The 12289-nt window shown below is 57.3% G+C and carries 11 protein-coding genes; 2 read left to right on the top strand and 9 right to left on the bottom strand.

All coding sequences use genetic code 11. From position 1 onward, the window contains the following. Positions 1-35 precede the first annotated feature (35 nt). Positions 36-1661, top strand: coding sequence for a glucose-6-phosphate isomerase (gene pgi / locus ASB66_RS07015; protein ID WP_060719578.1), 1626 nt, complete (start codon positions 36-38; stop codon positions 1659-1661). Between the two features lie 2 nt (positions 1662-1663). Then, positions 1664-2056, top strand: a complete 393-nt coding sequence (locus ASB66_RS07010; protein WP_060719579.1) for a VOC family protein — start codon at positions 1664-1666, stop codon at positions 2054-2056. Between the two features lie 52 nt (positions 2057-2108). Here the strand turns inward: ASB66_RS07010 and ASB66_RS07005 are convergent, their stop codons facing one another. The 9 genes from ASB66_RS07005 to ASB66_RS06965 form a co-directional block, all read right to left on the bottom strand. After that, positions 2109-3035, bottom strand: coding sequence for a carbohydrate kinase family protein (locus ASB66_RS07005; protein WP_060719580.1), 927 nt, complete (start codon positions 3033-3035; stop codon positions 2109-2111). A gap of 97 nt (positions 3036-3132) precedes the next feature. Then, complete coding sequence (locus ASB66_RS07000; protein WP_060719581.1) at positions 3133-3825, bottom strand: orotate phosphoribosyltransferase; 693 nt, start codon at positions 3823-3825, stop codon at positions 3133-3135. 264 nt (positions 3826-4089) lie between these two features. Continuing rightward, positions 4090-5184, bottom strand: a complete 1095-nt coding sequence (locus ASB66_RS06995) for a GGDEF domain-containing protein (protein WP_060719582.1) — start codon at positions 5182-5184, stop codon at positions 4090-4092. 298 nt (positions 5185-5482) lie between these two features. Beyond that, on the bottom strand, positions 5483-6529 hold the full coding sequence (pyrC, locus tag ASB66_RS06990; protein WP_060719583.1) for a dihydroorotase: 1047 nt from the start codon (positions 6527-6529) through the stop codon (positions 5483-5485). 108 nt (positions 6530-6637) lie between these two features. Then, entirely contained in the window at positions 6638-7726 is a 1089-nt protein-coding gene (locus ASB66_RS06985; RefSeq protein ID WP_060719584.1) for an HD domain-containing phosphohydrolase, read from the bottom strand. A 108-nt stretch (positions 7727-7834) separates the two neighbouring features. After that, a complete protein-coding gene (locus ASB66_RS06980; protein ID WP_114386336.1) occupies positions 7835-10090 on the bottom strand; it encodes an ATP-binding protein in 2256 nt (751 codons plus the stop codon). After that, positions 10090-10584 (bottom strand): putative pterin-binding protein, encoded by a 495-nt coding sequence (locus ASB66_RS06975; RefSeq protein ID WP_060719586.1) that lies wholly within the window; start codon positions 10582-10584, stop codon positions 10090-10092. Before ASB66_RS06975 ends, ASB66_RS06980 begins: the two co-directional genes overlap by 1 nt. Beyond that, complete coding sequence (locus tag ASB66_RS06970; protein ID WP_060719587.1) at positions 10581-10982, bottom strand: response regulator; 402 nt, start codon at positions 10980-10982, stop codon at positions 10581-10583. Before ASB66_RS06970 ends, ASB66_RS06975 begins: the two co-directional genes overlap by 4 nt. A gap of 324 nt (positions 10983-11306) precedes the next feature. Beyond that, on the bottom strand, positions 11307-12047 hold the full coding sequence (locus tag ASB66_RS06965; protein WP_060719588.1) for a Crp/Fnr family transcriptional regulator: 741 nt from the start codon (positions 12045-12047) through the stop codon (positions 11307-11309). Positions 12048-12289 lie beyond the last annotated feature (242 nt).

Genomic DNA, 12289 nt, shown 5'->3' with positions numbered 1-12289 from the left:
TAGGTTCCCGTCCGTGATTGGATTGGAGTATGCGAATGTACGCTATCGTCGAACAGCTGAAGTCCACCGTCGCGGCCACCGCCGCCACTGATATTCGCGGCGCTTTTGCAAGCGATCCCAAACGTTTCGAGCGGTTTTCCAGTCGCTTTGACGACCTGCTGATGGATTACTCCAAATGCGCGGTCAATGACGAGATCATGGCCCTGCTGGAAAAGCTCTGCACGCAAGGTGGCGTGGCTGAAAAGCGCGAAGCGATGTTTAACGGCGAAGCGATCAACTTTACAGAAGGCCGCGCCGTCTTGCATACGGCACTGCGCAACAGGGCCAACACGCCTGTCGTGGTCGATGGCAAGAATGTCATGCCGGATGTCAATGCCGTGCTGCACGCCATGTCGGCGTTTGCGGAAGGCCTGCGCCAAGGCACGATTACCGGTTCGACCGGCCTCCAGATCACCGATGTGGTCAATATCGGCATTGGTGGCTCAGATCTCGGCCCGGCCATGGCAACGCTGGCGCTGGCACCGTTTCACGACGGCCCGCGCCTGCATTTCGTCTCCAATGTCGATGGCGCCCATATCGCCGATACGCTGAAACTGCTGGAGCCGGAAACCACGCTGTTCATCGTCGCCTCCAAGACCTTCACCACTATCGAAACCATGACCAATGCCGCAACGGCCCGGGCCTTCATTGCCTCGGCGCTGGGTGAAAACGCCGTTGGTGATCACTTTGCCGCCGTCTCGACCGCGCTCGATAAGGTCGCTGCCTTCGGCATCGGTTCCGACCGGGTCTTCGGCTTCTGGGATTGGGTCGGCGGACGTTATTCCATCTGGTCGGCCATCGGCCTGCCGCTGATGATTGCTGTCGGTGCCGATAATTTCGTGGAATTCCTGGCTGGCGCCCATGCCATGGATATGCACTTCCGCACCGCGCCGTTCCGGGAAAACCTGCCGATGCTGCTCGGCGCTATTGGCTATCACCATCGCAACGTGCTGGATTACCCGACCCGCGCTATCCTGCCCTACGATCAGCGCCTGTCCCGCTTCCCGGCCTACCTCCAGCAGCTCGACATGGAATCGAACGGCAAGGGCGTGACCATCGATGGCAGCCCGGTCAAGGGCAATTCCGGTCCGGTGGTCTGGGGCGAACCCGGCACCAATGGCCAGCACGCCTTCTACCAGCTGATCCACCAGGGCACGAGCGTGATCCCGGCTGAGTTTATGATTGCCGCCAAGGGGTTCGAGCCGGAACTGCGCCATCAGCACGATTTGCTGATCGCCAATTGCCTGGCTCAATCGGCAGCCCTGATGAAGGGCCGCACGCTGGATGAGGCCAAGGGCCAGTTGCTGAAGTCCGGCATGGACCAGGCCAAGGCCGATCATATCGCCCCGCACCGGGTCTTTACCGGCAATCGCCCATCGATCACCTTTGTCTATGAACAGTTGACCCCTTTCGCGCTCGGTCGCCTGATTGCGCTCTACGAACACCGGGTATTTGTCGAAGGCGTGCTGTTCGGCATCAATTCCTTCGATCAATGGGGCGTGGAGCTGGGCAAGGAACTGGCAACCGGCCTGCTGCCGGTGGTGCAGGGCAAGGCCGGAACCGATGGGCAAGATGCATCCACGGCAGGTCTGGTGGCTGTGTTGAGCCATCTGGATCGATAATCATGTCCGCCCCAATTTTGCGGGTGGCGCGACCGACTGACAGCATAGAAGGGCTTCGGCCCTTCTATCAATCTGGCATGGGCTTTGAGGAAATTGCCTCGTTCCGCGACCATAATGGCTTTAACGGCGTGATGTTCGGCCATAAGCGCTGGCCATATCACCTGGAATTCACCCATCATATCGGGCACTCAGTCGGACGGGCACCAACGCAGGACAATCTGCTGGTCTTTTATCTGCCGGAGGAGGATGCGTGGCAGGCGGTTGTCAACCGAATGCGGAAGGCCGGTTTCCCACCTGTCACATCCTACAATCCCTATTGGGATAACCTCGGCCGGACATTCGAAGACCCGGATGGTTACCGGGTCGTTCTCCAGAATTCTGCATGGGCGTTATAGAGTCCGTCAGGTTCAGATTGAACCTGACAAATCCTAGAAATACCCGTTGAAATCAAAGCCCGATTTCATGAGCAAAGGGCGGATTTGCCCCGGCTCGCGATACCGTCACCGCTGCGGCCTTGGAGCCGAGCGCCAAGGCCTTGGCGATCTGGTCTTCCGTCAGTTTTGCGACTTGTTGCTTGGTCAGCAGGTTCTGCATTTTCAGCGAGGCGAGAACACCTGCATCGAATGTGTCACCAGCGCCGACCGTATCGACCACTGTGACCTTTTCACTCGGCACTTCGACCTTGTGATCGGCTGTATAGCCGACCGCACCATCAGCACCGCGGGTGACGACAACCAGTTTGGCCCCGTGATGCAGCCAGTGCCGGGCAAGCGTGTCTTCGTCGCCTTCCAGGCCGAACCAGGCGAGATCCTCATCGGAAAACTTGACGATGTCGGAAAGTGCCGCCATGCGGCGGATGCGGGCCATATGAGCGGCCTTGTCCTTGATAAAGCCGGGGCGGATATTGGGATCAAGCGAGATCACCCGGGTCTCGTGCTCGCGGGTGAGCAGCGCTTCATAGGTCGAGCCGCAGGGCTCGGGGATCAGGCTGATTGCACCGAAATGCAGCGCTTCGCAGTCTTCGCCCAGGGCTGGCAGGTCGGCCTCGGTAATCATCCGTCCAGCAGTGTTTTCATCGTAGAAAGCGTAGGTGGCGTGGCCATCGACCAGCTTGACAAAGGCAATGGTCGTCGGTCGCGACAAGGTGGCACAATAGCTGAAATCCACATGGCTGGCCCGCAGGGTGTCGCGCAGGATATCACCCATCATGTCATCGGAAAGGCCAGTAAAAAAGCCTGAGGCCACGCCCAGGCGTCCAAGCGCAATGCCGGTGTTGAAGACGGCACCGCCTGCATAGGGCGAAAAGCCTTTTTCGCCCAACGTCGTTTCGCGTGGCAACATGTCAATCAGGGCTTCACCGCAACACAGGATCATTCTGGCCTCCCAAACCGGGCTTTTGAATAGGTTTCAATCGATTTAGAGCAGAAAGCGAAGAAATGCCAGCCTTGTCGGCAAATCTTCGCCGCCGGTTTCAGCCCAGCGTACTGACCCCGCCATTACGACCGGACCATTGCAGCGGAGCATCCAGGAAGGATTCCACTTCCGACAAGGTTTTGTCATCAAACAGTTTCTGGTCGCGGGCCACGGCCAGGACATTACGCCAGGTGGCGATATAATGAAGTTTGACGTTGCCGTTTTCGAAACGCTGATGAGCTTCCGGGAAGATGCCGTAGAAGAACAGAGCGATGCCATGATCAACCACACCACCTGCGGCCCGCACGGCATCGATAAAGGTAAACATGCTGCCGCCCGCCGTCGTCAGGTCTTCAATAACAAGCACCCTGGCACCGTCAGGCATATGACCCTCGATCTGGGCGTTGCGGCCATGGCCCTTGGGCTGCTTGCGCACATAGATCATTGGCAGCGCCAGGCGATCGGCCAGCAGAGCGGCAAAAGGAATACCCGCCGTCTCGCCGCCGGCAATACAGTCGAATTGCTCAAAACCGGCATTGCGCAGCAGCGTGGCGACAGCGAAATCCATCACGGCAGAACGGACACGCGGATAGGAGAGAAGCTTGCGGCAATCGATATAGACGGGGCTGCGCATGCCGGAAGCCAGCTTGTAAGGCTCAGCGGCATTGAAATGCACGGCCTTGATTTCCCAGAGCATTTTTGCCAGCAATTCCGCCATGACGGCCGGATCGGAAAAGGAAGTCTGGGTCATCGGTGCTCCTGTCTTCTGCGCAAATGGCTCAGCCGGGATGACCGCAGTCGCTCCGGCAATCACATGGCGAGGGCTGCGACGGAATAGACAGCTTGCCTTTAACCGCGCGGCTTTAACGCATCCCATGCCCATAGCAGGAAGCTGGAAGGCAGGCCAGAGGATATATCCGGGGATAAGCGGGCTTGTTTTAGGACCGAACCGCCCTTTGTTTTCGGCGGCATTTTGTCGTTTCGGGAAACCGGTTCCGCTTTTTCTGGACAACCTCTAGGCACTGTCGGCTTCCACCGACGGGCCACTCTCCCAGTTTGCCACTGCCGTTTCCACCCGGTTGCGACCGAGCCTTTTGGCGTTATAGAGAGCATTGTCCGCCAGGTTGAGAATCTCATCGAAGGTCAGGCCGGATGCCGTGCCATAGGCAATGCCGACACTGGTCGTTGCCACGAAACGGTCTCCATCCACCACGACTTCGCGATCCTGAAGCTGGCGCCGGATTCGCTCGCCGATCCACTCGGCCCGCCCTGGCGCAGCATTTTCCAGCACAGCGGCAAATTCTTCGCCTCCCAGGCGGGTGACGCTGGAAAGACCGATGGCTGCTTTCAGTTCGGCAGCAATATTACGAATGACCTCGTCACCCACAGCATGACCGTAGCGGTCATTGATCGTTTTGAAACGGTCGATGTCGAAGACCAACATCGCCATATCCTCGTGGAAGGTTTTTGTACCATGTGCATTGAACAGGGCCCGACGATTGCAAAGGCCTGTCAACGCATCGGTCATTGCCTCTAGCCGGTGCCGGGCCGTGATCCGGGTCTGGTGCAGGGTCAGAGACAGGGCGCCGATACCACTCATGCCAGCAATGCAGACCGCCATATTGATATCTTCTACCCATCCGCTCGGTGCAACTTCCAGCTGCCACTGGCCACGCTGGATCAAAGCCAGGGCGCAGGCGAGGAAAGAGAGGCTGGTGGCGCCATAAAGCGCGGCCATGCCGGAAAGCACGCCCGGCGATTCGGCCCGTCCAAGCCAGTATTGATGGGCAATTGCCAACATCACGATGGAGGTGCCGGTGTTGAACAGCATAAAACCGATGCCGCCATATCCCGACAAGAAGGTCATACTCAGCACGATGACGGCGCTGCAGGAGACACCGATCAGCATCTTGAAGGGTATAATCCCTGTGCGAAACTGCCTGGCGGCGGCATAAAGGATGAAGAAGCCGGTGATGATTGAGGACATAGCGAGCGCCCCCAGACCTCTGGAGGGGGTCGAGGTGAAAAGGCCGTAGGTCAGAATTCCCACCATGGTGAGGGCAAGTCCGATAACCCAACTGAGCAAGAAGGAGTTTTCCCGCCGGGCCATCCATGTTCCCATAAAGGTGAAAAGAAGACACAGTGTGGAAACGCCCAGGGCGAGAAGTAAAGAACTGAAATCCACCATCATGTCTGCCCTGAAACGCGTGAGTATGAGGGGATAAGGTGGAACCTGGCGCCCCCAAGAAAAAATGAAATACCCCAGATCGCGTTTCTGCCCGGACCCAGTCCAGGAATAGGTCTCTATGCCAATATTCGTCTTAAAAAGCTTCGCTGAGGATAAATTTCAGTTTGTCCTTACTTCATCATGACCATCAACTTGATGGATGATCCGCATCGGGTCAAGCCTATCGTGTGGCCTCGACGTCCCAATGGATTGGAAACATCGGGTCGAAGACGGTGACTGGTCCAGCACCCGTTTCGATCTTTGCCGGAAAGGCGACCGGTGCGTCACGTTTCACCAGGGTTATTGTCTCGTCGTTTGGTTTAAGCCCATACCAGGCTGGACCGTTGAGCGAGGCAAAGGCTTCCAACCGCTCCAGGGCCTCGTCCTCTTCAAACACATGGGCAAGGCAGCTCATCGTGTTGATGGATGTATAAATGCCAGCACAGCCACAACCGCATTCCTTCAAAGGATCGACATGCGGGGCCGAATCCGTGCCAAGGAAAAACCGGCTGTCACCGGAGGTCGCAGCGCGGCGCAAGGCAAGCCGATGGCTTTCGCGCTTGGCAACCGGCAGGCAATAATAATGCGGCCTGATGCCACCAACCAGAATGGCATTGCGGTTGATGATCAGGTGGTGGGTGGTAATCGAGCCAGCCAGATTGCTATCGGCACTAAGGATATAGTCGATCCCGTCGGATGTGGTGACATGCTCCATCGTCACCTTCAGCTCTGGCAGACGACGGCGTAGCGGATCGAGAACCGTGTCGATGAACACGGCCTCACGGTCGAAAATATCCACCTCCGGCGTCGTGACCTCGCCATGAACACAGAGCGGCAATCCGATTTTCGCCATCCGCTCCAGAACCGGCATCGCCTTGTCGAGATCGCGCACACCGCCATGGGAATTGGTCGTGGCACCGGCTGGATAGAGCTTCACTGCCGTGATCAGTCCGGTTGTCTTGCCCTCTTCGACATCATCAGGGTTGGTCTGCTCGGTCAGATACAGGGTCATCAGCGGCTCAAAACGATCGCCCTTCGGCACGGCAGCCAGAATGCGCTGCCGATAAGCCTCTGCATCCACAGTCGTCACCACCGGCGGCACGAGATTGGGCATAATGATGGCGCGGGCGAAGTGCCGGCTGGTATCGCCGATCACACCTTCCAGCATGGCGCCATCGCGGAGATGCAGGTGCCAGTCATCGGGGCGGCGAATGGTAAGCGAGCGCATGGCAGATCTCCGGCAAGTATCAGGCTGTGCGGCGCCGCAAACTGCTTGCGCCCTCTATCCATGCTGGAAATACCATGTTCAGCGTTGGAGGCAAGCGCAGCAATGCCGTCAGGCGATTTTGTCCAACGGCAGGGCAGAGGCCTTTCGAGCTGCTTCTTCGGCCTGTTCACGCCGGTCTGTCTCAATGATCTCGCGGATTGCCGGTAAGGCCCGTTCGAAAGCGGCAACACAAGCCGGATCGAACTGACTTCCAGCCCGTGCCAACACATGTTCCACAGTCCGTTCATAGGACCAGGCAGGTTTATAGGGGCGCTCGGTGGTCAGGGCGTCGAAATTGTCGGCAATACAAACGATCCGGCCGGACAGGGGAATGGCGTCGCCTGCCAGGCGGTTGGGGTAGCCTTGCCCATCCCAGCGCTCATGGTGGCTGGCGGCGATTTCAGCGGCAAGCTGGAGCAGCGAGGAATGAGACTGGGCGAGAATGTCGCTGCCGATCTGGGCATGAGACTGCATCTGGCGATATTCGGATTCGGTCAAACGGCCCTGCTTGAGCAAGACCGTATCAGGCATGGCGACCTTGCCGATATCATGCATCGGCGCTGCCAGCTTCAGATCGGTGCAGAACTGTTCCGGCAATCCCATTTCGCGGGCGATTGCCTGCGCATAAGCGGCAACCCGCAGCGTGTGACGGGATGTATCGGGGTCCTTGTAGCCCGCTGCCAGCGTCAGGCGCTCAATGATTTCCTGTTCGCGCTGCCGCAGCTCGCCCACCGCCCTGTCCACTTCGCGTCGCAGCCATTCGGCCTGATCGGCCAGCTGGCGGCGAGCGATCGACAGGCTGACAATATTATGGATCCGGGCCTGGAACTCGATCGGGTTGACCGGCTTGGTCAGAAAGTCGATAGCCCCGGCATTCAACGCCTCCATGCGCGTTGTCATATCCTTGTCGGCGGTGATGAACACGACCGGCACCTGGGCATATTTCTCGAACCGTACGATCTCTGTGTAAAGCTCGACGCCATTATACACCGGCATCTGGTAATCGATGATGGCAATATCGAAATCCAGCTCCGGCAGCGCAGAGAGCACCTCTTCCGGAGTTGAAAAGGCCACGGGCTCGCAACGGTCGATTTTCTTGACCAGGCGGGTCAGCAGTTTCAAATTGGTATTGTTATCATCAACCAGCAATATACGCATTATAGCCTCCGCGACCGTCAGGCCACTTGTTTCAATTGTCTGCGGGGTTCAATGCGCCCCGTAGGTTTCCCCAAGCGCTCCCTCAGGGGTTGGAATGGTCCTGCCGTTTCAGGCTCCTACCAATTTGAGCTTCATCAAATCCACCTCTTGCGTCAACCTGTGAACGGCATCCGGCGTTGGCTGCTGCACTCTTAACGCATGGGCAAAGCCTGCAATATCGTTCAAACCGACATTGACGGCAGCCCCCTTGATCGTGTGGAGTACGCGGTCAATTTCCCGGGGATTGCGCTGGGCCATGGCCTTGTGCAATTCGCCAAGCAGCTGGGCGGCATCATCAAAAAACGATTCAATCAATTCCTGGTAGATCTCTTCGCCCAGGGCCTCGACCAGTTCGTCGTGGCGCGCCTCATCAAGCCCGTTGATCTCGTCAAGATGCTGTTGCAGGGTCAATGGGCTATGGTCCAACACATTGTCTTGCTGAGGCTTGGTCTCAACCGGCCCCTCAACCGAGGCCTGTTCGCGTTCCACCGGTGCAAAGCTGAGAATGAGGTCGCGCAGGCGGTTCATGGTCACCGGTTTGGATTCAAATCCCACCATGCCGGCAGCCCGGCACCGACGGCGATCGTCGTCAGAAGCATTTGCGGTCATCGCAACAATCGGCGTCAAGGCGGAAGCCCCGCCGCGCTCGATGATATGGCGGGTTGCCTCGATACCATCCATGACCGGCATTTGCATATCCATCAGGATCATGTCGAAGACTTCCCGCTCGGTGCGAGCCACCGCCTGGGCGCCATCGCCAGCCACAACCACATCCTGGCCGAGTTTCGACAGGAAGCGGCTGGCTACCTGCTGGTTGACCCGGTTATCCTCGACCAGAAGGATCTTCAGACGGGGCAAATCCGCGCTGCTGTGGCGGGCATTCTGGCGGACATCATCCTTTCCGGCTGCCATGACCGGCAGTTCGAACCAGAAGATGCTGCCAACCCCAACCGTGCTGCTCATGCCCAATTCGCCGCCCAGCTTCTCGACGATCTGCTTGCAGATTGTCAGCCCAAGCCCGGTGCCGCCGTATTTACGGCTGATACTGGCATCCACCTGCGAAAATGGCTTGAACAATTTGGCAAGCCCGGTCTCATCGATACCAATGCCGGTGTCCTCCACCTCGAACCGCAACATCAATGCGCTCCCGCGATAGAATTCGCGCAGCCGTAGTGTCACCACGCCGTTCTGAGTGAATTTGATAGCATTGCTAAGCAGATTGAGCAGAACCTGGCGCAGGCGGGTGGGGTCGGTGCGCACGTAAAGTGCATCGAGAGACACCGGAATATCCAGCACCAGCTGATTATCCTGATCGTCGGAGCGACCCTGCATGATGCTGATGGTGTTTTCCGCCAGACTGGAAATATCGACGGCCCGCTCTTCCAGCTCCAGCTTGCCATGCTCGATCTTGGAGTAATCCAGGATCTCGTTGATCACTTCCAGCAGCGCTTCGCCAGATGAGCGGATGGTCTTGACGCTTTGCAGGGCATCAGACGGCAGCTGCGAATATTCCAGCAATTCGGCCATGCCCAGAATGGCATTGAGCGGTGTGCGGATTTCGTGGCCCATGGTCGCCATGAACTGGGATTTGGCCCGGTTGCCGGAATCGGCGGCCTCATAGGCATCCGACAGTTCCCTGGCCATGGTTTCCAGGCGGCGGCTGGTCTCGCGGACCGACTTGAGCTGGCGGTGCAACGTGACGACGAGAAAGATCACAGATGCCATCAACAGACCGAGCATAATGGCCGAGGTCTTTTCCATCTCGAACATGGCGCTGCGGATGGTGGAGCGCTGGTTGCCAACGTAGGAATTGGTGTAAATCAACAGGTCGTTGGTTTGCGCGCACAGGACATCCAGGTCCCGCTTCACCTGTTCAATCTGTTGAGCGTCCCGCGCGACGCCGGTCTCAAATCCATTCAAAGCCGGTTCTATTTTCCGGACGATGTCGCCGATGCTTTGCAAATGGCCTGATATCGTCGTGTCGCTGTTGAAATAGCTACCGAATTTGGAATTATTGACCAGGTTGATCCGGGACACAAGAATATCGTAGCGCATAGAGACTTGCGCGATCGTCTTCTCGTCGCTGGCATCCTCGTTGCTGACTTCCAGCAAGACATAATCAAGGGCGCGCGCCTCCCGGTCCAATTGGTAGATCGACCAGACTGCGTTTTCCCGGATGTCGTCAAACAGCAGGCGGTAGCGGTCGGATACGTCCTTGAACAGCAGAAGAAATGTCAGCAACAAGACACCCGACAGGATCAACAGGATCATGGTCGTCTTTGGCTGCGTTTGACGTTTTTGCGCCGTGGCGGGAGCGAGCAGCATCACCGAACCTCGAGCGATTTGATCTGCCAAACAGAGCGCGCAAAATAGGTTTCCGTATAGAGATTGCTGTCCTCGTCGAACGGATAGATCACCATCATCGGGCCCTTGTCGCGCACCGGCATGGTTTCGCCGTCCATGCGTGTGGCGAGGATAATGTTGAGCCCGGTTACATCCTCCAGGGGAATAACCGCCGAATAGTCATTGAGCGCCCGGATGGTCACAGCTCCCCGTCCAGCACCGGCGGCATCCAGAACGGCGCGCAGCAAGGGGCCAGAATAGGTTGCTGGCTTTTTCGTCCAGGGGGTCTCAAGCGTCACGGTCCGCCCTGGCAAGGCCTCCAGCATGGCGAGGTCGAAAATGGCCTTCTCGCCGCTATTGGAGTGGGAAAGCTTGCCTTCGACAGTCAGGATGACTGCGCCCTTCGGCGTATCGAGCGCATGGGCGCGCGGTGCCAAGGCAAAAAGCAGGGCGATGGCGAGGACATATCCTTTCATCGGACCACAGCGCCCCGCGCCTCACCTGCAACGCTGCCGCCACGGTAATTGGCGATCAATTGGCGGAAGGCCAGGGCTTCAACCGGCTTTGTCAAAAAGTCGGTAATGCCGACCTGACGGGCGGCCTGGCGCAGTCCTGGCTCATTGTCGGCGGTGACCATGATGATCGGCACCTGGTCGTAACGGCCGAGTTGGCGGAGCATGGTGACAAATTGCAAACCGCTCATACCCGGCAGGATCTGATCGACGATCAACAGATCGAATAGCGTTTGATGACACAGAACCAGCGCCTCATTGGCATCGGCCTGCACGATGATTTCATCATCGGCGACCTTGCGCGCCAGATGTTTCAGGATCATCGCGTTGGTGGCGTTGTCTTCAACGATCAGAATGCTCATGGTTTCCTCCGTTGACGGTTGTCGCTGGGACAGCAGACCTGATGACAACACATCCGCAACGGTCGGGCGGACTGTCGCATTCGGGCAGCATCATGTCAGGATTGCATTTTCCATGCTGGACCTTGCAGGGAGCAGTCTGCATCATGCAGAACCAAGTCAGCGCTCCAAATCTCAGCGATTACCCTTGCTTGTATCAGGGGCACACTGAAATTGGCTAAAGCAATCAGCTAAAATTTTAGTTTTTCTTGTTTTAGGGCAACTGGCGAGATCCATGAGAGACCGTCGCCTTGAGTTTCAATCTAAGCCATTGGAAAAAATAATAATTCATGCAAAATCGAATTGCGACAGGCGCCGCAATAACTCGTGGGGCTGGCGGATGACAATCGCATTGCGGGTGCGTTCGATCACGCCATCCTGCACCAGACGCGACATTTCGCGTGAGACGGTTTCGCGGCGGGCACCAACATGTTCGGCTAAAGCCGCATGAATGATCACCGGAGAGATCGCCCGCTGCTGGGGCTTGTCCTCACAGGGCTTCGACAATCGTAGCAAGGTTGTGTAAAGGCGGTGCCGGACATCGAGATAGGAAAACTCGCATATTCTGGCATGCAGGACGTGCATGCGCTGGACCAAGATGGACAGCAGGCTCAGACAGACTGTGTGTTTTTTCGCGATAATGTCATTGAAGACGTCCACTGGCATTCGAACCAGCGTCGCATCGGTGGTGGTCATCAGACAAAGATTATAACCTTCAGGGCGTATCGCATCCATTTCTGCCATGGTGCCGCCGGGGCCGATCATATCCAGAAATAGCTCCTTTCCGGCTGAAACACGCAACGTGGCACGCAGAGCGCCAGACAGGACGACGAGTACAATTTCGGGTCTGATGCCATAATCGAGGACAATCGTGCCACCCGAAACGCTCTCAACGGTGCAGAGCTGCGACCATGCCCTATCTTCTTCCGGCGTCAGGCTGGTGAAAATATCCGCCTGGGCCAGAAACATGCCAGTATCCACCAAGCCATTACCTGCCAAGCCAGTATCAGCAGTGTTTTCCGATGTCATTGCGTCCCCTTGCCGAAAGCACCATGCGCTTTGTCAATCGTCCGAAATTCGCTTTGTCACGGTGTGGCATCGTGTCCAAAACCGGTTGCTACTGCTCTGCCCAAAACCCTGGACTTAAAAGGCTTGCCTTAGGGAAATTGCAACCCGGCTTTCCTGAAAAGACAAACGAAAACAAAAGAAGTGACGCGATAGCCAGTTCAGTATGAAGCTGACAGACTGTAGTACGGTGTATTCAACACAGT

This window comes from Gillisella vitis (assembly GCF_001541345.2).
GTDB classification, from domain to species: domain Bacteria; phylum Pseudomonadota; class Alphaproteobacteria; order Rhizobiales; family Rhizobiaceae; genus Allorhizobium; species Allorhizobium vitis.
The sequence above is the reverse complement of the archived record's forward strand: the minus strand, read 5'-3'. Positions and strand labels throughout refer to the sequence as shown.